The 22,734-nt window shown below is 62.0% G+C and carries 21 protein-coding genes and 2 pseudogenes; 5 read left to right on the forward strand and 18 right to left on the reverse strand.

Annotated elements, in window-relative coordinates; translation table 11 throughout:
- Positions 1 to 35: 35 nt before the first annotated feature.
- From rsmA to B586_RS15620, 3 genes are all read right to left on the reverse strand, one after another.
- Positions 36 to 1,094 carry a 16S rRNA (adenine(1518)-N(6)/adenine(1519)-N(6))-dimethyltransferase RsmA gene (gene rsmA / locus B586_RS22190; RefSeq protein WP_236971417.1) on the reverse strand — a complete coding sequence of 353 codons (1,059 nt, stop codon included), beginning with the start codon at positions 1,092 to 1,094 and terminating at the stop codon, positions 36 to 38.
- Complete coding sequence (locus tag B586_RS15615) at positions 1,067 to 2,194, reverse strand: resuscitation-promoting factor (protein ID WP_197079855.1); 1,128 nt, start codon at positions 2,192 to 2,194, stop codon at positions 1,067 to 1,069. The genes rsmA and B586_RS15615 overlap by 28 nt, the downstream gene beginning before the upstream one ends.
- 160 nt (positions 2,195 to 2,354) lie before the next feature.
- Positions 2,355 to 3,215: a TatD family hydrolase gene (locus B586_RS15620; RefSeq protein WP_082607654.1), complete on the reverse strand. Its 861-nt coding sequence runs from the start codon at positions 3,213 to 3,215 to the stop codon at positions 2,355 to 2,357.
- A 19-nt stretch (positions 3,216 to 3,234) separates the two neighbouring features.
- Here B586_RS15620 and metG point away from each other — a divergent pair, with 19 nt between their 5' ends.
- Positions 3,235 to 4,785 carry a methionine--tRNA ligase gene (gene metG, locus B586_RS15625; RefSeq protein ID WP_054879474.1) on the forward strand — a complete coding sequence of 517 codons (1,551 nt, stop codon included), beginning with the start codon at positions 3,235 to 3,237 and terminating at the stop codon, positions 4,783 to 4,785.
- Between the two features lie 160 nt (positions 4,786 to 4,945).
- Here metG and B586_RS20390 read toward each other — a convergent pair whose 3' ends face one another.
- The 15 genes and pseudogenes from B586_RS20390 to B586_RS15685 form a co-directional block, all read right to left on the reverse strand.
- Positions 4,946 to 5,290, reverse strand: a complete 345-nt coding sequence (locus tag B586_RS20390) for a hypothetical protein (RefSeq protein WP_047314364.1) — start codon at positions 5,288 to 5,290, stop codon at positions 4,946 to 4,948.
- A gap of 1,435 nt (positions 5,291 to 6,725) precedes the next feature.
- Positions 6,726 to 7,013: a WXG100 family type VII secretion target gene (locus tag B586_RS15630; protein WP_047314358.1), complete on the reverse strand. Its 288-nt coding sequence runs from the start codon at positions 7,011 to 7,013 to the stop codon at positions 6,726 to 6,728.
- A 68-nt stretch (positions 7,014 to 7,081) separates the two neighbouring features.
- On the reverse strand, positions 7,082 to 7,381 hold the full coding sequence (locus B586_RS15635; RefSeq protein WP_047316942.1) for a WXG100 family type VII secretion target: 300 nt from the start codon (positions 7,379 to 7,381) through the stop codon (positions 7,082 to 7,084).
- Positions 7,382 to 7,838: 457 nt separating this feature from the next.
- On the reverse strand, positions 7,839 to 8,165 hold the full coding sequence (locus B586_RS15640; RefSeq protein WP_156406806.1) for a PE family protein: 327 nt from the start codon (positions 8,163 to 8,165) through the stop codon (positions 7,839 to 7,841).
- Positions 8,166 to 8,331: 166 nt separating this feature from the next.
- Positions 8,332 to 8,940, reverse strand: a complete 609-nt coding sequence (locus B586_RS15645; protein WP_168162553.1) for a PPE family protein — start codon at positions 8,938 to 8,940, stop codon at positions 8,332 to 8,334.
- Between the two features lie 233 nt (positions 8,941 to 9,173).
- Positions 9,174 to 9,638 (reverse strand): PE family protein, encoded by a 465-nt coding sequence (locus tag B586_RS15650; RefSeq protein ID WP_156406807.1) that lies wholly within the window; start codon positions 9,636 to 9,638, stop codon positions 9,174 to 9,176.
- Positions 9,639 to 9,909: 271 nt separating this feature from the next.
- Positions 9,910 to 10,256: pseudogene (locus B586_RS22195) on the reverse strand (hypothetical protein); the annotation flags it as partial.
- A gap of 91 nt (positions 10,257 to 10,347) precedes the next feature.
- On the reverse strand, positions 10,348 to 11,538 hold the full coding sequence (locus B586_RS15655) for a PPE family protein (RefSeq protein ID WP_054879470.1): 1,191 nt from the start codon (positions 11,536 to 11,538) through the stop codon (positions 10,348 to 10,350).
- A 95-nt stretch (positions 11,539 to 11,633) separates the two neighbouring features.
- Positions 11,634 to 11,921, reverse strand: a complete 288-nt coding sequence (locus B586_RS15660; RefSeq protein ID WP_054879469.1) for a WXG100 family type VII secretion target — start codon at positions 11,919 to 11,921, stop codon at positions 11,634 to 11,636.
- A 68-nt stretch (positions 11,922 to 11,989) separates the two neighbouring features.
- A complete protein-coding gene (locus B586_RS15665; protein ID WP_047315795.1) occupies positions 11,990 to 12,289 on the reverse strand; it encodes a WXG100 family type VII secretion target in 300 nt (99 codons plus the stop codon).
- Between the two features lie 189 nt (positions 12,290 to 12,478).
- A complete protein-coding gene (locus B586_RS15670) occupies positions 12,479 to 13,054 on the reverse strand; it encodes a PPE family protein (RefSeq protein WP_168162554.1) in 576 nt (191 codons plus the stop codon).
- Between the two features lie 151 nt (positions 13,055 to 13,205).
- Complete coding sequence (locus B586_RS15675) at positions 13,206 to 13,667, reverse strand: PE family protein (protein WP_156406809.1); 462 nt, start codon at positions 13,665 to 13,667, stop codon at positions 13,206 to 13,208.
- A gap of 590 nt (positions 13,668 to 14,257) precedes the next feature.
- Positions 14,258 to 14,697 (reverse strand): annotated as a pseudogene (locus tag B586_RS22200) (transposase); the annotation flags it as partial.
- Positions 14,698 to 15,184: 487 nt separating this feature from the next.
- Entirely contained in the window at positions 15,185 to 15,328 is a 144-nt protein-coding gene (locus tag B586_RS21100; protein ID WP_156406810.1) for a hypothetical protein, read from the reverse strand.
- 214 nt (positions 15,329 to 15,542) lie between these two features.
- Positions 15,543 to 17,228, reverse strand: coding sequence for a hypothetical protein (locus tag B586_RS15685; RefSeq protein WP_054879465.1), 1,686 nt, complete (start codon positions 17,226 to 17,228; stop codon positions 15,543 to 15,545).
- Positions 17,229 to 17,799: 571 nt separating this feature from the next.
- On the opposite strand from B586_RS15685, the gene B586_RS15690 reads away from it, so the two are divergent.
- The 4 genes from B586_RS15690 (at position 17,800) to B586_RS22490 (ending at position 22,727) form a co-directional block, all read left to right on the forward strand.
- Entirely contained in the window at positions 17,800 to 18,996 is a 1,197-nt protein-coding gene (locus B586_RS15690; RefSeq protein ID WP_054879464.1) for an NAD(P)/FAD-dependent oxidoreductase, read from the forward strand.
- A complete protein-coding gene (locus B586_RS15695; protein WP_054879463.1) occupies positions 18,993 to 19,907 on the forward strand; it encodes an RNA polymerase sigma-70 factor in 915 nt (304 codons plus the stop codon). The genes B586_RS15690 and B586_RS15695 overlap by 4 nt, the downstream gene beginning before the upstream one ends.
- A 106-nt stretch (positions 19,908 to 20,013) precedes the next feature.
- Entirely contained in the window at positions 20,014 to 21,267 is a 1,254-nt protein-coding gene (locus B586_RS15700; protein WP_047314349.1) for an aminodeoxychorismate synthase component I, read from the forward strand.
- A 104-nt stretch (positions 21,268 to 21,371) separates the two neighbouring features.
- Entirely contained in the window at positions 21,372 to 22,727 is a 1,356-nt protein-coding gene (locus tag B586_RS22490; protein WP_054879462.1) for a hypothetical protein, read from the forward strand.
- The last annotated feature ends 7 nt before the right edge of the window (positions 22,728 to 22,734 follow it).

A 22,734-nucleotide genomic window follows, 5' to 3' on the forward strand; every position in this document is an offset into this window, starting at 1 on the left:
CAGCAGACTATCGCTGCGGGCAACCAACCCGCCCGTCAGCTCGCCGAAGCTTGCCCTGAAGCGGGCCGCACCGCCGCGTCCTGGCTACTGTCGTCCCGATCATCGGAACGTTGCAGCAGTCGCACGAAGTCGTCGATGGACAGCGTCTCACCGCGACGGGCAGGATCGATGCTAGCGGCAAGCAATCGATTCGCTGACTCGTTGCCCGAACCCGCCCACTCCACAAACGCGTTGCGAGCTGTCTTGCGCCGCTGAGCGAATGCGATGTCCACCAGTTCGAATACCTGCCGACGGAAGGCTTCATCGGTCGGCCACGGCGAGGTCTCATAGCGATCGACGCGTACCAAACCGGAAAAGACGCGGGGAATCGGCCAGAAAACAGTCGGCGACACCATGCCGCAGCGCTGGACCCGGCCGAAGAAGCGCAGCTTGACGCTGGGCACGCCGTAATCCTTGCCACCCGGCTCGGCGGCAAGCCGTTCGGCGACCTCGGCCTGCACCATCACCGTCACGGTCCGGATGGACGGGAACTCGGCGAGCAGATGCAATAACGCCGGAACCGCAACGTTGTACGGCAGGTTGGCAACTAAGGCCGTCGGGTCTGTAGCCAGATCACCACGGCGAAGAGATAAAACGTCGCGGTTGCACACCGTGAGCCGGTGGATCTCACTGGGCTGGATGAGTGACGACCCACTGCGCCCGGCTCCGCCGCGCTTGCGATCATCACTGGGCTCGATGAGTGACGACCCACTGCGCCCGGCTCCGCCGCGCTTGCGATCATCACTGTTTGAATGCTCGGCAACCGTCTGCGGCAACCGACCCGCCAACACTGGGTCGATTTCGATGGCGCTGACGGCAGCGCCGCGGTCCAGCAATGCCAGCGTGAGCGATCCCAGGCCAGGACCAACCTCCAAAACGACGTCAGACCGGTTCACTCCAGAGGTCGCAACCACACGTCGCACCGTGTTGGCGTCGTGCACGAAATTTTGGCCGAGAGATTTCCGTGGCCGAAATTCGAGTTCCTTGGCCAGCCGCCTGATCTCGGTACGCCCGAGCAGCCGGATGGTCAGCGCGCACCCGCTCTCCCGCTGCATACTGGCCACGCACCCCATCCTTGGCGTGCCCGCGTCACCTCGGCAACCGCGATCTGCTCTTCCCGGGTGGCAAGGTCGGCACGGGGCGCATATCGCAGCCCGCCGTTGGCTGCCCAGGTGCTCTGGTCGAACTGCACACCGCCGTAATACCCGTTACCGGTGTTGATCGCCCAGTTGCCACCGGCCTCGCAGCCCGCAATAGCGTCCCAGATGGACCCGTCGCTCACCGGGGGCACCTCAGTACCGGGCTTGGTGCCCACCCGCATCACCGCTTCGCGGGCCGGCTCCACCACAACGTTGGCGACCGGCAGCCGGCCGGTCTCGACACCGTTGACTGTGGCCACCGCGAACGTCACATCCTGGGTGCCGGGGGTGCCCGGGTCCTCGACGACCACGCGGCTGACGTTCATCTCCGGGTCCTCGATACGACGGGAGTTCGGGGGCAGCGGAATCCGCTCGATGACCCTTTCGATGCGGTTACGGGTCACCTGGATCTGCATACCCTCCACGATCGGCGACGTCGCGCTCGGCGCGACCTGATCGCTCGCTAGCAGCGGCATACCGGCGGCGGCCAGCAGCCCACCGACATCCGGCGCCGGCAGATGCACCGTGCGCACCGCGCCGCCGTCGTTGATCTGGACCGTTTTGGCGCTGACGACGGGCAGCGCCATCCCCGTCAGCGGAACACGGCTGCCGCGAGACGCCGCGACCGGAGCCGTGTCGGTCATCGCAAGTTGGGCCAGCGCCTCGTCCACGGTGGATGCCGTCGTCCACACCTGCTGGACGTCCTTGCCGTCCAGTGAAATCTCTAGTGGCCGGCTGCGCCGCAACACAATGTTGTCGGCGTCATGAACCGCGACATCAGCGGCGGGATACAGGTCATCACGCTCACCGACGGCGAACCCGTTCTCCTGGACGATGTCAATCACCCGCGACTTCATGGTCGTCACCCGCATCGCGGTTCCGTCGACGGTCAATGTCACCGTCTTGGAGGTGGCGACCGCGTAACCGCCGGCGAACGCGAGGACCAAAAGCAGCCCCCCAACGACGAGCCGCAGCATCGGCGACGGGGTCTGGTGAAGCTTTGTGAGTACGTTCAACACTCGCCTATCCCGACCTCAGCAACCAATTCATCGACCTTTTCATCGACCTTTTCGGCTCAAAAATTACAAAATGGGCCCACAGGCCCACCATTCGATAACAAGACGGTAACGAACTGGCCAATGCGGAGCAACTCTGACACCGAAGCTGTAGGGGAAATCACGCGGATGCTGGCCCCAGTCCGTAGACACGTCGAGCATTGCTGGTGGTGATGTGAGCCAACTCCTCAGGTGCGCGGTCTGCCAGTTCAGCGACCGCCCGAACAGTGTAAGGCAGGCAGTAGGGCTCGTTCGCTAGGCCGCGGTGGGGATGCGGGGTCAAAAATGGCGCGTCGGTTTCCACCAGAAGCTGCTGCGCTGGGATCAACGGAACGGCTTCCCGCAGGGCACGAGCGTTACGGAAGCTCACCGTCCCGGACAAGCTGAGCAGCCACCCGGCGGCTACGCAGCGGCGGGCCATCGCAGCGTCCGACGAAAAGCAGTGAAAGATCACCTGGTCGGGGGCGCCCTCGGCGCGCAACACGTCGAGCACCTCCACGTCGGCTTGCCGGTTGTGGATCATCAGCGGTTTGCCGCATCGCTTGGCCAAGTCGATATGCCAAGCGAACGCCTCACGTTGCACGTCAGGTGGGGCACAGCCGTCGAGGCGGCCGGGCCAATACAGATCCATACCGGTCTCGCCGACAGCCACCACCCGCGGATGGGCCGCCAGTTGTTCGATCTCGGCCCGAGCGGCATCGGTGAGCGCGGTTGCGCGCGTCGGGTGCAACGCCACCGCCGCGTACACCCGCCGGTCCCACTCGGCGGCCGCGGTGACCCAGCGCGCGGAGTCCAAGTCGTCGGCGATGGTGACGACCGCAACCACACCGACCGCCGCGGCTCGCTGGGCGATGGCTTTCACGTCATCAGCCGTGCGGGCGCCGCACGCGTCGAGGTGGGTATGGGCGTCGATCAACGGCGACAGGGGTTCCGGAGCGGGAGGCGCGTCTTGATTGGCTGAGCGGTGAGAAGTCACGCGCACACAATAGGGTGGAGTCTCGATGAGGCCCTATTACGTCACCACCGCCATCACGTACCCGAACGCCGCGCCGCACCTGGGGCACGCCTACGAGTACATCGCCACCGACGCCATCGCGCGGTTCAAGCGGCTGGACGGCTTCGACGTGCGCTTCCTGACCGGAACCGACGAACACGGTCTCAAGGTCGCGCAGGCCGCGGCGGCCGAGGGGCTGCCCACCGCTGAATTGGCTCGTCGCAATTCCGATGTGTTCCAACGCCTACAGGAGCGGTTGAACATCTCCTTCGACCGATTCATCCGCACCACCGACGCCGACCACCATGAGGCGTCCAAGGAGATCTGGTGTCGCATGTTCGCCGCCGGCGACATCTACCAGGACGCCTACTCGGGTTGGTACTCGGTGCGTGATGAACGATTCTTCGTCGAATCGGAGACCCAGGTTGTCGACGGGACCCGGATCGCCGTGGAGACCGGAACCCCGGTCACCTGGACCGAGGAGCAGACCTTTTTCTTCCGGCTGTCGGCGTATGCCGACAAGCTGCTGGCCCACTATAAGGCCAACCCGGACTTCATCGCGCCCGAGGTGCGGCGCAACGAGGTAATCAGCTTTGTCTCCGGCGGACTGCGGGATCTGTCCATCTCGCGCACCTCGTTCGACTGGGGGGTGCAGGTCCCCGACCATCCGGACCATGTCATGTACGTCTGGGTCGACGCGTTGACCAACTACCTCACCGGGGCCGGCTTCCCCGACACCGACTCGGAGTTGTTCCGCCGCTACTGGCCCGCCGATTTACACATGATCGGCAAGGACATCATCAGGTTTCACACGGTCTACTGGCCGGCGTTTTTGATGTCGGCCGGAATCGAGCTGCCGCGCAGGGTTTTCGCGCACGGGTTTCTGCTCAACCGCGGCGAGAAGATGAGCAAGTCGGTGGGCAATATCGTCGACCCGGCGGCCCTCGTCGATACGTTCGGTGTTGATCAGGTGCGTTACTTCTTGCTGCGCGAGGTGCCGTTCGGCCAGGACGGCAGTTACAGCGACGAGGCGATCATCACCCGGATTAATACCGACCTGGCCAACGAGCTCGGCAATCTGGCCCAACGGTCGTTGTCGATGGTGGCCAAGAACCTGGGCGGGGTGGTGCCGGAACCCGGCGAGTTCACCTCCGCCGACACGGCGCTACTCACAGCGGCCGACGGCTTGTTGGAGCGGGTACGCGGCAGTTTTGACTCGCAGGCGATGCACCTGGCCTTGGAAGCCATTTGGCTGATGCTCGGCGATGCGAACAAGTACTTTTCGGCGCAACAGCCCTGGGTCTTGCGCAAGAGCGAGTCCGAAGCGGATCAGGCCAGGTTCCGTACCGTCCTCTACACGACCTGCGAGGCGGTGCGAATTGCGGCGTTGCTCGTCCAGCCCGTCATGCCGGAATCGGCCGGCACGATGTTGGACTTGCTTGGCCAGGGCCAAGACCAACGGGCGTTCACTGCCGTCGGTGTGCGGCTGGCCCCCGGCACAGTGCTGCCGCCACCCACCGGTGTGTTCCCCCGCTACCAGCCTTCCGAAGTCGAGTGAGCGGAGCGAACGCAGTGAGCGACGGGAACGAGACGAGCATCCAACCCCGAAGTCGAGTGAGCGGAGCGAACGCAGTGAGCGACGGGAACGAGACGAGCATCCAACCCCGAAGTCGAGTGAGCGGAGCGAACGCAGTGAGCGACGGCCATCGCCGCTGCGGTCAGGTTGCGGGCGGGGCAGGCGGCGCGGGCGGAATTGCCCCGTCGCAGCCACCAGGCGGCGGCGGGCCCGGGAGAGGTTCGTCACCACCGACGCAGTCGTAGTAGAACTGAGGGCCGACCATCCAGGTTCTCATCCACTGGTGCCAAAACGACCCGTCAGGGTACTTCTCACCGTCGCACACGGCCAATTCGCCCCAACCCCATCGACCACCCGGGCAGTAGCCCTTCGTCATGTCCGGCTGGTGCGGGTCAGGCGGATCAGCGCTGGCAACCGCAGCAGAAGACACAATAGCCGCAGCACAACCCAATATCGCAACGCAAAGGCGAGGAAGCTTCAACTTCATTTCGACTCCATATTCAGGTGTTGAATCAATACGGCGGATTCGCCGATACGCTATCACTTCGGGTACCACTGCTGAGAGCGCCAAACCTATTCGTTCGCTTCTGGGGAACGGGATCGGGTTCGCGCCCGACTACTTTTCGCCGGTGCGCTGTCGTAAAACCGCTCGCGTGATGCCGACAAGCCCTGCCAGTGCGGCCGTTCGACATGGTTTGCCGAGTGACCGCCGGGCCGTTGCCGACCGGATCCGCTAGCCTGGAACGTTCACTCGGCTGCCAGTGGTCCCGGGAAGTGACCTCGGTTGGCTAGGTGAAGCTCGTTAATTGCAATCTTGGGGTGTCCGATAAGAGGACGGAGAACTCGAGCGACCGTGAAATTTTGAGGCTAAACTACGCGAAATTGACTCCTTTTATCCATCTGAGATAACAAAAATCGACTTTCGTGTATTTGTTTACGGCGTGACGAAATATTGGCCACATCCACTCGGCCACCAGGGCGTCGTCGCCCGTGGGAATGGCGTGAATCTATTAACGCATCGCCTGTCCAGACGAGCTGTCAAATGCACGTGCCGCCGCCGGGGCCGGGCGTTGGTAGCAAAGAAGTATTCACCATCATGAGCGCATTCCAAGCACTGCGCGCTTCCGGTCGTTGGTGTAGAAAATCATCCAATTGTCGACTGCAGCAATCAGTTCCGCTTTCGTCGCGTCGGTGTGCCGGTAGTAGCACTCGCGCTTGAAGCTCGGCCACAACGATTCGTCGCCGGCGCTCCGGCAGAACCAGGGCGTTTCACTATCCCAGCATCATCCCGGTCGCGGCCATCGAGTGGCGAGCCCGTGAGCTGCGCAGGCCAACGCTATGTCATGGGTGGTGCATACACCGGGAAACTGTCGACGTCGCATGCCGCTCCGCCGGTGTCACGCAGTCGATTGGAGCGTACCTGGTCGGCTCTTGATAATGCGGTCGCTGAGTCTTTCAACTCCAACTATTGAATGGGAATTGTTGCGTAACAAGCATTTCCATACCGGGAGAGGAAGTTCGTCACGTAGGCATTCCACCAACGACATGCTCAGTCCCATTGACTACGAACATATCTACACGCAGCCGAAGAACGCGACACCCGACACCCAGCCCGACCACGAGCGAGTGGCATGAACCGAGATGCAGGCGGCCGCGCTGCCATTGTCACCTGCACCGAGTGCCATACCGGGCTGCCGGGGCCGCCCCTGCTGGATCCCAAGGTCGCTATCGCGATCGCTACGCACGATGAGTCTGCGGCCCGCCCCTGGATCCCGGAGCCTTTGGTTGTCCCTCACCGCGCAGCAGCACGGCCCTGCCTGTGCCGCTGCGCGGTGCTCGGCTCATCTTAGGATCAATCCCCGACAACCAACGTCTTGGTGATTCCCGGGGATTGTCACTTCATCTGCCGGCCGGTGTGGGGGTTAGGCCCATGCGGAGCCGACGGAGCGGTCGGTGTCGGCCATGTTGTTACCGGCGGCTTGCACTTTTTGGCCGTGGGCGTTGGCCTGCTCATAGATCATCTGGAAGTTGCGGCCCAAATCTGTGATGAACTGCTCGCATGCCGCCGAGCCCTGGCCGCCCCAAAAGTCAGCGGCGTCGCGCACACTGGCCAGGATGGCCTGATGGGTGGCTTCCAACGACGCGGCTTGCGCGCGGATGGTGGCGCCGTGGGCGTCAATATCCCCGAACTGGTAGTTAATGCTGGACATGAGTTTTTGTGCTCCTCAATTGAGAAAGTGAATGAGAAAAGGTCGTGGACAGCGGCGGTTTTCCGCCGTTAGCTACCCTGCAGGATCTGCTGGGAGGCCTGCTCTTGCTGCTCGTAGCGGGTGGCGGCGGCACCGAGCTGGTCACGCACCTCGTGCAGCATGTTCACGATGTTGCGAAACGCCTGATTCATCTGCCCCATGGTGTCAAACGAGGTTGCCTGCGCGGTCCCGCTCCAGCCTGCACCCGCGATGTTCAGCGTCGAGGCCCACATCTTGTGTGACTCGTCCTCCACCGTCTGGCCGTGCATCTCAAAACGGCGCGCCATATCCCGCATCGCGTGCGGATCGGTCATAAAACGTGCGGTCATACTCTTTGTATCTCCTTACAGTTAATTTCGTTGCGTTATGGGTGACACAGTCCAAAGCCGCAGTGGTTATCCGCCGACCAGGTGGCGGGCCATCACGAACGGACACCGCAGCGGTCAACACCGGGCCAAAGTCCGCATACCGCCAACGGTCAAAACTCAAACACCGCCGCCACCAAATCCAACAAGAGAATCAGATTAGTAACTATCTTTCTATTCGGCACCAACGAGGAGGCTGACAGCCCCTGTGACACGATCCTCTTCGCGACCGTAAGTCAGTGCGCGTATAACCAGCTGCGGCAGCCCTCAGGTTCCGCAGTAATCCTCGTACCCGAAAAGACCCTTGCTGCGCTCGTCAGCATATTTATATTCAGATGCGGCATCCTTTAGGCTCCAAGAGAACTGCTTGCCGATCTCCGCACCTCGATCGGTATGCACCTGGTACAGCACCCCGCGAGCATTAAAAAAACCTCGCCAACAGAGCTGACGCACTATCCTTCCCCGGCGCAGGAATCTTGGTCACCGCTGGGGCCTTCTTGGCATTTGCTATCGAAATCTGGTGAGCTATCTCCACCATCTTGGCACTTACCTCAGCCATGCCATCTGGACGTGCCCGCATCGCCTGCAACTCGCGTAGCCGCGACTCCTGCAAGTCTGGTGGCAGGCCCCACTCCGGCTCTGCTGGCTGCAAGTCTTCTTCCGGCGGATCCACGAATACTGACCGCGGGCGCGGTGACGCCTGTTCGACTACGCGGATCTCTTCGTCCGCTACTTTTGGCTTAAACACTTAGGGCATTCTCCCTGACCACTTAGTTATGTGAACGTCATCGTACGGCAATATTTCAGCAACCTTAACACCAAGGTTAACGGATCGTGTTGCCGGGTACATGATGTCGTGCGCCGGAGAATAGGACCAGTTTGGAGCTGACCGTTGGTTGATGCCAGGTTAGCGGTCAGGAGAATTTCTCTTCTTCGTCGAAGGTGATGCTGCTGCTGATGGGATGATAGCCGCTGGACCTGGAAGAGCCGCCGTGGATTACCAGCGGCGCCGGTGTAATTCCTTCTCTCTCGGCTTGCCCCATAATATCGAAGATAGCAGACTGATATGTATTCATCAATTCCGCATTCTGGGCCCACATTTCTTGGTACGCCCGATCCAGCTCCACGATTTTGTGGGTGAATTGCCCCAAAAGGTTAGTTGTTTTCATGGTTAAGGCAGCCGCGCGGTTCGCCACTATCGAAGATGTCGGCACCATCCCCTCGACCGTCGCGTCGTAGATATGTATCGCGTGAGCGAGATACTCGACGTTCGCACGGGCCGCCTTGGCGTGTCCATTCAGCCAGGTATGGTATTGTCCTGCCGCTTCCATAAATCTGCCCGCTGCCCCACCTTCAAACACAGCCTTCGCCGCGGCAATTTGAGCTATCCACTCATCCGCCTTAGAGTACAACTCTTCCGCCAGACCGTCCCATGCCGCTTGAGCGGTCCGCATTGGCTTAGAACCCGGGCCACGAATACTTTTGACGTTGACCTCGGGTGGTAATAAGTTGAAATTTGTCACCTCGGCTACTTTCTCCTCAATTCTACAATCAACATATCGCTGGCAGATCTATTCGCCGGTAGCACACCGCGAGTAGCTACGCTGTGACAGCGATCCTCGTCGTCCTCGGCAGTATTCGTATAAGCAGATGCGGCAGCTCCAGGCTCCGGGACAACTGCCTGCCGATGCCCGCGCCTCGACCGGTACGCAGCTAGCACAACAGCCCGCGAGCATTAAACGAGCATTACGTAATATCACTCGGGATAAAGAAGATCCGTGATGCGCTTCTCAGTTTCTTCATATTCAGTTGCGGCATCCTTTAGGCTCCAGGAGAACCGCTTGCCGATGTCCGCGCCTCGATCGGTATGCACCTGGTACAGCTTTCCGCGAGCATTAAAAAACCTCGCCAACAGAGCTGACACACTATCCTTCCCCGGCGCGGGAATCTTGGTCATCACCGAGGCCTTCTTGGCATTTGCTATCGAAATCTGGTGAGCTATCTCCACCATCTTGGCACTTACCTCAGCCATGCTATCTAGACGTGCCTGCATCGCCTCCTTGTCGCGTAGGTACGACGCACCCAAGTTTGATAGCGACGAATCCAACCCTGCTGACCACGGGCCCAATGACGACGGATCCAAGTCTGTTGACAACGGGCGCGATGACGACGGGTTGACGACTACCTGGATCTCGTTGTCCGGTACTTCTGGCTGAAACACTTAGGCGCTCTTCCTTGACCGCTTAGTTATGTGAACGTCATCGTACAGCAACGTTTCAGCAACCTTGCAGCACGGTTAACGGATCGTGGCGCGAGTTACATGACGTCGTGCGCCGAGAGGATAGGACCAATTTGGAGCTGGTTTGCCACCGATGGGACCTGGCTAGCGACATGTCGCCGCAACCTGGTAACTGTCGGGTAGCCACCAGTGGCAGCTTCCAACAATTAATAAAACGAGCTAGCGACCAAGGATCGCCAGTAGGCGCACAGTGTCATTGGTCGTTGGCTGATGTCAGGTTGCCGCGCGGAATATCCAGCGTAGCAACCGGATACAACCCGGAGAGGTCTCGGCGGATAGTTCACCACATGTGAACCACCTGACTTGTGCTGTTGCCACTCCACCGACGCCCGCAGCGTGCAATGCCCAGGCGCCAAACCGCCCAGGTCGACGTGCACCGATTCGCTGGCCGATGCCGGGCCAGGCTCCTCGCGTGACTGACTGGAGTCATCGCGGACCAACGACCGTTGCCGGTAACGTACGAACCACTGCGCCCGAGAAATCCACCAATTTATTGGCGGGTTGCCAATTTTCACTGGTCGCCGTGGACCCGCAGTTGGTCAGGGGTGCCTATCTCCTGCGCGGGGGCCGTCGCCGCCCCACACCACTTTCGAGCCAAGGGAGCATGGCCGCAATGTTGAACTCCGCTGACCTACGCCCGTGAATTCATGCCACCAACCACATTCGGCTCCCAGCTAGCCGGTAACATCGGCGCCCGCGGAGCACCGCCGAACAAACCACCACCGCACACCATCAACCCCGCAGGCCCCCCAACCGACTCCTTACCCGCCGTCCCAGCAAAGCCCCATGGACCAGTACCCCGGTCAGCAGCCACCACCGACGACGACGTACCCGCAGGAGCCGGCGCCACAGCCGTCACCAACCTGCCCTCCGGTACCACCCCAACCGACTCCCCTAACACCGGCACCACCCCAGAGCGCCCAGCGCCAGACGACCCGTCTGCTGTCTCTACACCGACTTCAACGGGCTCCTCCCTCGACCGGCCCTCAAGATACCCACCAATCCCTATCGGCAACGCAATCGGCAACGCAATCGCGGCGCCAAATGGCACGGCGACCGCGAGGAACGGAGGGGTCAAGATGACCGCAATAATCGCGAAAAGGATCGCCGCTGCCAGGGCCACTAACGTCAGAAGAATCGCATAGACAGCCCCCGTGATGGCAAATGCAAGCGCCACCCCAAACACTATCAGAGCGATAATCGCCAAAATTACCAATATGATGGTAATGATCGGGAAAGCCTCCGGCGCGGCGGGAATGGACGCACCGGCGTTGGCTTCGCCGCCACCAGCTTTGAGCACTTCCGGCGCCGGTGTAAATCGTGGCCTCGATCCCAGCGCCGCAGTCACGACCGCCTGATAAGCACTCATCGTGGCGGCCGCCCGAAGCCACATCTCCACATACTTGGCCTCATTGACCGCAATCGGGATCATATTCACACCAAAGAAATTCGTGCCCAACAACACCGCATGGGTGGCATGGTTAGCGGCCAGCTCCGCTAATGTCGGCATCTCGGCCAACGCGCCGGTATAAGCCCCTGCCACCACCTCAAGCTGGACGGCTGCCCCTGCGCAGTCAGAACTGGTCTTAGTCAGCCAGGCCAGATACGGCGCGTGCGCGCCCACGTAGCTTTCCCCGCTCGGACCCTGCCACGCACCAGCCTGGACGGCACCCAGCATTGCAGTCAATTCTTCTGCCGCCGAAGCATATTCGACGCTCAGCGAAGTCCACACCTTAGCCGCTGCCAACAGCGCGCCAGGACCCGGACCATCACTCAACAACCCCGAATGCACTTCCGGCGGCACCGCAAACCAAATCGTCACGCCAACCCCATATATGACGACGCGGTCACCGCCTTACCGGCGGAGTCTTGATGATTCCCGGGGATTGTCACTTCATCTGCCGGCCGGTGTGGGGGTTAGGCCCATGCGGAGCCGACGGAGCGGTCGGTGTCGGCCATGTTGTTGCCGGCGGCTTGCACTTTTTGGCCGTGGGCGTTGGCCTGCTCATAGATCATCTGGAAGTTGCGTCCCAAATCTGTGATGAACTGCTCGCATGCCGCCGAGCCCTGGCCGCCCCAAAAGTCAGCGGCGTCGCGCACACTGGCCAGGATGGCCTGATGGGTGGCTTCCAACGACGCCGCTTGCGCGCGGATGGTCGCGCCGTGGGCGTCGACATCCCCGAACTGGTAGTTAATGCTGGACATGAGTTTTTGTGCTCCTCAATTGAGAAAGTGAATGAGAAAAGGTCGTGGACAGCGGCGGTTTTCCGCCGTTAGCTACCCTGCAGGATCTGCTGGGAGGCCTGCTCTTGCTGCTCGTAGCGGGTGGCAGCAGCACCTAGCTGGTCACGCACCTCGTGCAGCATGTTCACGATGTTGCGAAACGCCTGATTCATCTGCCCCATGGTGTCAAACGAGGTTGCCTGCGCGGCCCCACTCCAGCCCGCACCCGCGATGTTCAGCGTCGAGGCCCACATCTTGTGTGACTCGTCCTCCACCGTCTGGCCGTGCATCTCAAAACGGCGCGCCATATCCCGCATCGCGTGCGGATCGGTCATAAAACGTGCGGTCATACTCTTTGTATCTCCTTACAGTTAATTTCGTTGCGTTATGGGTGACACAGTCCAAAGCCGCAGTGGTTATCCGCCGACCAGGTGGCGGGCCATCACGAACGGACACCGCAGCGGTCAACACCGGGCCAAAGTCCGCATACCGCCAACGGTCAAAACTCAAACACCGCCGACGCCAATCCAACAAGAGAATCAGATTAATACATAATCAACGTGGGATAAGCTCTTGGAAGTGTCGTCGATTATCTGCGGCGCCGGTATAATTCCGCTCTTCTCAACCCGCGCCATAATATCGAAGATAGTATACTGATACTGATTCATCGCTTCCGCATTCTGGGCCCACATCTTTTGGTATTCGTCATCCAGCTCCATGATTTTGGTGGTGAATTGCCCCAAAAAATTGGTTGTTTTCAGAGTTAAGGCAGTCGCGCGGTTCGCCACTATCGAAGATGTCGGCACCATCGATTCGACCGCCTTTTCGTAGGCCCCCACCACTCCACTGAGGCCCTCGTAGGTCTCCCAGGCCGTGTTGGCATGTCCAATCAGCCAGCCATGGTACTGTCCTGCCGCTGCTACAAATTTCTCCGCTGCCGGACCTTTAAACAAGTCTTCCGTCGCGATAACTTGCTCAAACCAACTATCCGCCGCAACTCTCAACTCTTCGTACAGACTGGCCCATGCACCTGCAGCGGTCCGCATCGGCTTAGAACCCGGACCATGAATATTTTTAACGTTGACCTCGGGTGATATTAGGTCGAAATTTGGCACTTCGGTTACTTTCTCCTGAACTCTACAATTAACATATCGCTGGCAGATCTATTCGCCGGTAACAAACCGTGCGTAGCTAAGCTGTGACACGATCCTCATCCGTTGTCCTTGTATGCACCTGGTACAGCAGCCCGCGAGCATTAAACGGAAATTAATCATCCTCGAGAAGATTCAGACTCTTCTTGTTGTCCTCGTCAGTGTGAATATATTTCGATGCGGCTTCCTTTAGGCTCCAGGAGAACCGCTTGCCGATGTCCGCGCCTCGATCGGTATGCACCTGGTACAGCTTTCCGCGAGCATTAAAAAACCTCGCCGACAAAGCTGATACACTATCCTTCCCCGGCGCGGGAATCTTGGTCATCACCGGGGCCTTCTTGGCATTTGCTATTGAAATCTGGTGAGCTATCTCCACCATTTTGGTGCTCACCTCTGTCATGCCATCCGGGTTTGCCCGTATCTGCTCCACGTCCTTCAGTAACGACAGATTCAACATTGATAGCGACGGATCCAAGTTTGTTGATGACTGATCCAAGTTTGTTAGCGGCGGATCCACGTTTTGTGGGGGTATATCCTCTAAGCCTTTCGGGTCATCATCATCCGAAAAATCAATCACTAGTACTCCCTCTCAATCGCTTAGTTATTTCAAACGGTTATCACAAACGCTATAGAAAACCTCATCATTTTCAGTTTTCGGGAAGTCTTTAGAGTTCGATGGATATCCCAGGCATATAGGATGCGCATCCTCCGTGGCTTCGAAGTGCTCGCCACCTCGCATTATTTGAAGTACTCGCATCTAGCATTATTTTTAAAAAAAGGAGATTCGCAAAAAGCGAATTATCCAGGAGCATGTAAATTTCCTTGCTGTCACGCGTTATCGGAGAACCCGGCCCCTTAACTCCGTCGACCTCGACTGGTAAACGAACAGCCATTCACGGTCCTACCGGTTTTCCTCCTAATAGCAGACACATACGCATACGCCTTTCACGCAACGTGCCCCTGCCCTTTTACCGGCCGTCGGGGCCGAGGGGAACATCCTTGTGGATGAGTCACTAGCACTTCCTCTCGACCGCCTTAGTTGCGGGAACCTCACCATAACGTATCAGACACGTTAACTTATCAGACACGTTGATGCATCAGAAACATTAGGGTATCAGACGAGTTACAGCAAGTGGGGTTGCCCCTAGGGCTCCGGCGTTGTTGACAGCAGGCTTGTGAGCTGGGGATTTGTGGGTTGGGGAGCTCGAGGCGGCGGTCAGCGGTAAGGGCGGGTGGCGCGGCAGGCCTCGGTGATGTTGTCGGCAGCAGCCAGGCGGTGCAGTTGATCGCGGCGTTGCGGATGGCCCCGAGGATCTGCGCGCTGTTGCCTGTGTGGGCGTGGTGACCGTCCTCGCCGAAAGTGACGTCGCGGGACCCAGTGAACGCGGTTTTCGATGCCCCAGTGCTGGCGCCGCCAGCCCGCGATGGTGAGGTCTAGCGTGCTCGAAGGACAGGCTGCAGACGGCGTGGATGACCTCGACGCTGGATTGGCCGATGGCGTTCACAAGACGTTCGCGGGTGATCCGAATGACCTGCTTACCGTAGGGGAAGCCGATTCCTTGTGCCGCGGTGAGGATTTACAGCGTCCGCCGCTCGACTCGACCGTTGCTGTTGTGCGGCACGGCGCCGCCGGCACTCGGCGCTTTACCCACCCCCGTTAGCCGGCCCGACCGGACCACCTCCGGCTCCGAACCGGCCGGCAACATCGGCACCTGCGGACCACCGCCGAACGCAGCACCACCCCGCACCGTCAGCCCTGTTGGCCGCCCGACCTACTCCTTAACTACGGTCCCAGCAACGCCTCACGTGCCAGCACCCTCTGCCATCTCCACCGACTTCAGTAGGCTCCTCGTCCCTCGACTGGTCCGCGAGGTACCCGCCGCCAATGCCAATTGGCAACGGAGTCGGCAATGAAGTTGACGCCCCAATCACCCATCCGGCCAACATGTTTAGCGTTGCGGCCACGAGAATGGAGGGTGAGAATTGCCGCCAAGGTCAACATATCGATGATTCCAAATCATAAGTCGATAATCGGGCCTAGAATAACCGACTCGATGAGCTGCAACACGACGACCACTACGTCAATGGTCATCATCAGCAAAGTCGCGACAATGTGGTAAGTGCCAGGAACAGAGCGTCGAAGAGTCGACGAAATTCATTGACGGTCAACGCGATCAGCACGGTCGGGGTGGGTGCGGTGTCGCGTTCGGTGGCAATGGCCACGGCGCGTTGCGGCACCGGACGCGGGCTGTAGCACGCAGGACGGCGTGCTCGCCGGTGGTGTCGTTGCGACCGATCAGCAGACGGATCAGCAAATGATGGACACCGATGTCAGTGTCGTCTTCGGCCAGTAGACGAAACCACACCCAGGAGTACAGCCGTGGACCGTGGGCGCCGGCGGAGTGTGCCCGCCAAGCATGTGTCGGGATCAGCGCGGGGTAGGCACACAGTGTCATTGGCCGTTGGCCGATGTCAGGTTGCCACGCGGAATATCCAGCGTAGCAACCGGATACAACCCGGAGAGGTCCCGGCCGTCGCGGGCCAACGCCATCGGCGGATAGTTCACCACATGTGAACCACCTGGCTTGTGCTGCTGCCACTCCACCGACGCCCGCAGCGTGTAATGCCCAGGCGCCAAACCACCCAGGTCGACGTGCACCGATTCGCTGGCCGATGCCGGGCCAGGCTCCTCGCGTGATTGGCTGGAGTCATCACGGACCAACGCCTTAAGGTTGACCGTTGCCGGTAACGTACGAACCACTGCGCCCGAGAAATCCACCAATTTGTAGCCGGGTCGCCAATTTTCGCTGGTCGCCGCGGACCCGTAGTTGGTCCACACGACGGCTATCGTCGCCACGTTACCTTGTATCGATTGCGATCCCGGCCGCGCCTCGACCGAGTACCGGTAGCCCGCGGCGGCATTGGCTTGCGCCCAAAGTCGATACAACCTCGGGTCCATCGCCGATGTCGAATCCCGATCCGGGAAGCTGGCACTCGACGTCATCGACACGTGATACTTGATGACGTCGCGCAGGCCCTTTTCATAGTAAGACCGCGGGTCGGCTCCGTTTGGCAACTGGCACCACTCAGTGATCACCGGCGCCGACGCGAGCCGCTGCCGGATCGCAGTCACGACTACATCTTTGGACTGCACGTAGTGAGAGTCGTTGGACTCGGCCCATGCCGGCAACGGCGCCGAGACGCCCAGGCGATCGGCGCGGATGCCTACCGGCGCGGACAGTCTTTTAGTCACGTCGTCGGCGAGCAGTTCGCGCACGATCTCTGGGTTTTCCGGATTGACCACCAATTGTGTATGGGGAAAAGCGTTTACGTTCGCCGCTACCAGCCGCCGAATCGATGCGATGGTGATGCTTTGATCGGTGAACTGGCTGTAATACCCCAGGGTCGCGACGCTTTGTTCAGGCTCTGCACCTGGCGCCCCGAGCACGTCACGCAAATACGCTATGTGGTTCTCGCTGAAGTCCCCATATCCGGAGAATTCGAAAACGCTGAGCCGCTCATCGCCGTCATAGCGCCGACCCAGCGCGGCAAGCAGCTGCTCAAAACCGTTGAGGTAGGTGGGATCATTCCAGTTCGGCACTACCTGCGTCGTCCCGGATATAGGACTGCTGGGTGGCCCAGAATAGTCGGCGCTGGTGCCGGGAACCGCCCGCACCCAGTCGGGAATCGCAATGTTGGTGTTGTCCGGGGAAGAGCCGTTGCAACAGGAATTGTAGGCGTACACGCGGAGCATCAGTCGCATGCCACGGTTAGCCAACTTCGTTAACGCGTCGTCGATGACGCTGAAGTCGTATTTGCGATCGTCGGGGGCGTCGGGGGGCAGCATGCGCGGATCAGTGGGCTGCAATTGACGCCACGCGACACGGATACTGGCGTCATGTGACGCAGGCCACGCCGGATACCGCCGCTGCGCGGGATTACCTTGCGGGAAAAGCGGTTCCAAAAGATCTTCGTATTGGCCGCGCAGCGGGTTGGGAAGCTCCTGCACGGTAGTCGGTATGGCCGGACTGACCATCGCGTTGAGTGGTCCGGGTTCGGTCTGATGACCACACCCGGTCAGGACCAGCCCCGCGCATGCGGCAACAACTACCGTGCTTTTCCCCAACATACGAACCATCGCTGCCAGTACTAACGCGCGCCCAGCGACAACGCCTCGCGGTCGGCGAGAAACGGCATCGGCATCCAGCACGTGGACAATAACGCCTCCATTGCATCGCCCGGGACAGGGCCGGACAACACAGCGGTGGTTACCTCACTGCGCGAGCACCGGGTTAGCAGGCTGCGCGGCACAGGGTCCTCCGAGGTGGCACATGTTCCCATCCGGGCGGCTGCCCAATCAGGGGATGGTCGTCGTCAAGGCTGCTTCTCCCCCATGCACTCCCGATGCGCAGTGGAGAGGCCAGCGTCGTTCGCGTTGCTGTCTGTGGGTGTATTCGGCCGGGGCAGGTCACGAATTGATAGTGCGCAGCCTATCACCCAGGGCCGGCTCGGCTCAGCTGGATCGGCGCGACGGCCTGGCGCCAAGCGAGGCCCTAAGTGGCGCCTAAGTGATACCCAGCCGCCAGACTCACAAGTGAGACAGCTCACAATCTGGGCCGAGGTTGTCACGCCAGTCCGGCCTGCGGTGTCTCAAAGGCATAGATCCGTTAGGGACCACGTCAGCACCCGCACAAGCTAGGAGACACCCAATGACCGAGATGACCGACCACCGCACTCATGTCGTCGTTGTCGGCGGCGGATACGCCGGAACACTGGCCGCCAACCATCTGCGGCTGCGCCGCGACATCGACATCACACTCGTGAATCCCCGTCCGGTCTTCGTCGAGCGAATCCGCCTGCATCAGGTGGTCGCCAGCACCGCCGCCGCGACCCTCGCTTACGACACGCTGCTCAGCGCCGGGATCCGGCTGGTCGTCGACACCGTCTCCGGTATTGACACCGGAGACCGGCAGGTCCTGTTGGCCTCGGGTGCCGTGCTGAACTACGACTACCTGATCTACGCCGTGGGCAGCACTGGCACGACGCCCGCCACACCATCCGGGGTGCCCGGCGCAGCCGAATTCGCTTATTCGGTAGCCGAACTGGAGAGCGCTCACCGGCTGAGGTACGTGGTCACCGATCTGCCTGTTACCGCTCCCATCACGGTGGTCGGCGGCGGATTGACCGGTATCGAAACGGCTTCCGAGCTGGCCGAGCAAGGTCGCTCGGTGACGCTGGTGTGTGGCGGCATCCTAGGGCCGTCGTTAAGCAACCTGGGCCGGCGCTCGGTGACGAAGCAGCTACGCAAGCTCGGTGTGGACGTGCGCGAGTCCGTGGCCGCCACCGAGGTGCGGTGGGACGCGGTGGTACTCGGCGACGGCGCGGTACTACCCAGCGCCGCGACCGTGTGGACGGTGGGATTCGCTGTGCCCGACTTGGCCGCACGCAGCGGGCTACGCACCGACGCCGTGGGCCGGCTCCTCACCGACGAAACGCTGACCAGCGTTGACGACGATCGCGTCGTCGCTGCCGGTGACGCCGCCGCACCATCAGGCCACCCGTTGCGGATGAGCTGTCAAGCCGCTGGGCCGTTGGGCGCCCAAGCCGCCAACACCGTGCTCAGCCGTATCGCCGGAAATGAGCCGGCGAAACTGAACCAGGCGTTCGTCGGGCAGTGCATCAGCCTGGGCCGCTCGCACGCCACCTTCCAGCTCGCGCACACCGACGACACCCCGATGAATGTGGTCGTGGGCGGCCGGGTAGCCGCGTCCATCAAAGAATCGATCTGCAAGGCCACCGTGTGGTCCATCCGGCGCGAGGCGACCAGACCCGGCTCGTACTTCTGGCTCAAGGGCGGCAATAGGCCCGCAAGGTTGGCGGCCAACCAGCAGGTCGCTCTGCGATGACGCGCGCACCGACCGGTGGTGAGCACGCGGAGCGGTTCACCCTGCTGCGCCCGTTACTGTTCACCATCGCCTACGAAATCCTCGGCTCGGCAACAAAATCCGACGACGTGTTGCAGGACAGCTATCTGCGGTGGGCTGGCGTTGACCTGGCGACCGTGCGCGATACCAAGTCCTACCTGGCCCAGCTGGTCACCCGCCAAGCGCTCAACGCGTTGCGGGCCGACGCCCGCCGCCGCGAAGAGTACGTGGGGCCGTGGCTGCCGGAGCCGCTGCTTCTCGACGACCAGGACCCCTCGGCCGACATCGTCCTGGCGGAATCAGTTTCGATGGCGATGCTGGTCCTGTTGGAAACGCTAAGCCCCGACGAACGAGCGGTGTTCGTGCTGCGGGAGGTGTTCGGATTCAGCTACGACGAGATTGCCGACGCGGTGGGTAAACCGGCGCCAACCATCCGGCAGGTCGCCCACCGGGCACGCGAACACGTACGGGCGCGGCGGAGAAGATTCGCCACTGTGGATCCACAGCGCAATGCGGAGATCACCACTGCGTTCCTGGCCACGGCGGCCAGCGGTGACGTCGAGGCCCTGATGGCAATGCTCGCGCCCGACGCCACCTGGGTAGCCGATAGTGGCGGCAAGGTGAGCGCTGCCCGCCGACCCGTTGCCGGCGCATCGCGGGTGGCCAGGGCCATCGTCGGGCTGATGCGCAAGATGCACGAGGTGTGGGCGACGCTGCGCGTGGAGATGGTGACCTGTAACAGTGCTCCGGCGGTCTTGCTCTACCACAAGGAACGCCTTGAGATGGTGGTCACGTTGGAGATCGCCGACAACAAGATCACGAACTTCTACGTGATGCGCAACCCCGACAAACTGGCGACCGTGGCGACCACACGCGCGATCAGCCGGGACTAGCCCGGCGACGATGCGCGCCGCGACGCGGCGTGAGGAGAAGGCGAGCCAATCCAACCTCGGCGACGCCCGGGGGTGCGAAAATCCGCTGTTCTGTCAAGCTAGGGCGGTGCGAATCGAGCGGCTCGGCGATCTTGGCGGCGCACCCCAGGTGCTGCGCGCTCTCGGCGACGCCACCACCGGGCTCGATTTGCCGCCGCCCGCTGCTTTGACCGGCGATTGGTTCGACGCGCTGGCAGTAATCGCACCGAGCCTGTCAGTACAACCGGTGGACGTCGACGACGCGTTCGCAGTCCAGTTAGGCGCACGAACACCCGATTCGGCAGCAGTGGGCGGCGGCTGGGTCGGCTACCTGTCCTACCCGGACCCCGCAGCCGACGGGCAGCCAAACCGGATCCCCGAAGCCGCCGGCGGTTGGACCGACTGTGTGCTGCGTCGCGACCGTAGCGCGCAGTGGTGGTACGAGAGCCTGTCCGGTGCACCGATGCCCGGCTGGCTGGCCGCCGCACTAGCAACAACGCCGGGGCCCGCGCGAGACTGCCAGATCGACTGGGACAGGGCAGACTGGGGGGCCCATCGCGACGGCGTACTTGCCTGCCTGGAGGCGATCCGTGCCGGCGAGATCTACCAAGCGTGTGTGTGCACACAGTTCACCGGGACCGTCACCGGCGCCCCGCTGGACTTCTTCATCGGTGGGGTGGCACGCACCGCTCCGGCGCGTGCCGCTTATGTCGCTGGACCGTGGGGTGCGGTGGCATCGCTATCCCCGGAGCTATTCCTTCGACGCCGTGGTGCCGTCGTGACGTCCAGCCCGATCAAAGGCACCTTGCCGTTGCAGGCCTGGCCGTCGGCATTGCGGGCTTCGGCCAAAGAGGTGGCCGAGAACATCATGATCGTGGATCTGGTGCGTAATGACCTCGGCCGAGTAGCCATTACCGGCACGGTCACCGTACCCGAGCTGTTGGTGGTACGGCGCGCGCCGGGCGTGTGGCACCTGGTCTCCACGGTGTCGGCCCAGGTTCCCGTCGAGCTGCCAACGGCGGTGCTGCTAGACGCCGCCTTCCCGGCTGCCTCGATAACTGGAACCCCCAAGCTAAGGGCCCGCCAATTGATTTCGCAATGGGAACCCCGACGCCGTGGGATATATTGCGGCACAGTTGGTTTGGCGTCCCCCATCGCCGGTTGCGAGCTGAACGTCGCGATCCGAACCGTCGAATTCGACACCACCGGTAACGCCGTGCTGGGAGTCGGCGGCGGGATCACCGCCGACTCCGATCCCGACGCTGAATGGCAGGAGTGCCTGCATAAGGCGGCACCCATCGTCGGGCTACCATCTGTCGCGACCGCGGCGTCGGTCGGTTAGCCCCAGCGGAATTTCTGATAACGCTCACAACGCAGGCCCCGCAAACCTAAGCTCCAGCAGATAGACCCGTGTATCGCGAGTCGACAGCGAGTTGGGGGTCGGTGATGAGAATCGCTGCTCTTGGCGCGGCGGCTGCCGCGATGTTGGGCGGAACGCTGGCGGTTAGCCCGGTAAGTTCGGTCGGCCCGCCGACACCGAGCGGAGCGGTATGCGCGAACAGCGCCGCCGGCGCAGACTGCGACCGACTGGCTTCGGTCCTTATGCCGAACTCGGCGGCACAGTCGGGACAGGCGGCCCAAGCCTTGCCACCCGCGGTCTCCGTGGCCAGAGCGCCGGAGGCGGCGGGACCGATAGAGCACTTTATGCCTAGCCCGTTCTCGGCAGCAGGGCAGGTGATAGCGCCGGCAGTGGCTCCCCGATCGGGCTCGTCGCCGACCGCGCTGCCCGTCCTCGACGACCCGGGCCTACCCGGCGTGCCCGACCCGAACCTGCTGGCAGGCTTGCCTAACGCGGGCGCGCTGGCCACCGCCCCCGGCCTGGCCGATCTCGGCATGCTGGGCTTACCTGGGTTTGCCGTACCCGCGCTTGGCATTGGCCTTCCCAACTTCTGGGCTGGCCTCGGGATTGCGCAAAGCGTGGCCTGGTCAGTCGTGGGCGGCGTACAAGGCTTGGGCGGCTTGGCCAGCTCTGCCCTCGGGTGGTCGACTGCGGTGGGTGTACCGACCGCCCTGCTGGCACTAGACCTCATCGAGCCCGCGCTCGCTAGCGCTCTCGGTCTTAACTCCGAATCCGGCGGCGTCGCCGGGTTGCTGAATCCCACGCAAGGTATCCCGTCGTCGATAGCGGGAGGTCTCCAGTCGTTGCTAGCGGGGTTAAATATCCCGGGTATCCCGTCGGGGGATATCCCACAGCTACTGGCCGGGGCGCTACCCGCGGTGCTGACCGGTGGCCCGGCGTCTCTGCTACTAGCGCTCGGCAACCCATCGCTATTGACGTCGGTCGGCTCGGCGCTGACTGCGGGTCTCCCCGCGCTACTCGCGGCGGTAAACCCGGCGCTCGCGGCGGGCCTTGGGGCGGTAGCCGGGGGGCTTCCAGCGCTCGCAGATATTCCCGCGTTCGTCGCGGGTCTGCCGGCCAGTCTCGCGGCGCTCATGGCGGGTCTACCGGCCGCGGCGCTCCCGGCGCTGGCTCCGGGGCTACCAGCGCTGCCCCCGGGGCTCCCGGCCCCAGGGCTACCGGCGCTGCCCCCGGGTCTCCCGGCCCCAGGGCTACCGGCGCTGCCCCCGGGTCTCCCGGCCCCGGGGCTACCGGCCCCAGGGCTACCGGCGCCACCAGCGGTTCTCGCGGCCCTGCCGCACCCTCAACTGCCGGCCCAGCCTCCACCGCCAGCCTTGCCGGCCCTGCCGCCCCCGCCGCACGTCTGCGGACCCCAACTTGGTCCGTTCAAGGCCTGCACATAGCTGCAGC

The organism is Mycobacterium haemophilum DSM 44634, from assembly GCF_000340435.2.
GTDB classification, from domain to species: Bacteria; Actinomycetota; Actinomycetes; order Mycobacteriales; family Mycobacteriaceae; genus Mycobacterium; species Mycobacterium haemophilum.

What these genes read in the sequence shown, in the direction of transcription:
- B586_RS15635 (WP_047316942.1), bottom strand. Translation starts at nt 7,381, where the DNA reads ATGACCGCACGTTTTATGACCGATCCGCACGCGATGCGGGATATGGCG.
- B586_RS22490 (WP_054879462.1), top strand. Translation starts at nt 21,372, where the DNA reads ATGAGAATCGCTGCTCTTGGCGCGGCGGCTGCCGCGATGTTGGGCGGA.
- metG (WP_054879474.1), top strand. Translation starts at nt 3,235, where the DNA reads ATGAGGCCCTATTACGTCACCACCGCCATCACGTACCCGAACGCCGCG.
- B586_RS15660 (WP_054879469.1), bottom strand. Translation starts at nt 11,921, where the DNA reads ATGTCCAGCATTAACTACCAGTTCGGGGATGTCGACGCCCACGGCGCG.
- B586_RS15630 (WP_047314358.1), bottom strand. Translation starts at nt 7,013, where the DNA reads ATGTCCAGCATTAACTACCAGTTCGGGGATATTGACGCCCACGGCGCC.
- B586_RS15665 (WP_047315795.1), bottom strand. Translation starts at nt 12,289, where the DNA reads ATGACCGCACGTTTTATGACCGATCCGCACGCGATGCGGGATATGGCG.
- B586_RS15695 (WP_054879463.1), top strand. Translation starts at nt 18,993, where the DNA reads ATGACGCGCGCACCGACCGGTGGTGAGCACGCGGAGCGGTTCACCCTG.
- B586_RS15690 (WP_054879464.1), top strand. Translation starts at nt 17,800, where the DNA reads ATGACCGAGATGACCGACCACCGCACTCATGTCGTCGTTGTCGGCGGC.
- rsmA (WP_236971417.1), bottom strand. Translation starts at nt 1,094, where the DNA reads ATGCAGCGGGAGAGCGGGTGCGCGCTGACCATCCGGCTGCTCGGGCGT.
- B586_RS15685 (WP_054879465.1), bottom strand. Translation starts at nt 17,228, where the DNA reads ATGGTTCGTATGTTGGGGAAAAGCACGGTAGTTGTTGCCGCATGCGCG.
- B586_RS20390 (WP_047314364.1), bottom strand. Translation starts at nt 5,290, where the DNA reads ATGAAGTTGAAGCTTCCTCGCCTTTGCGTTGCGATATTGGGTTGTGCT.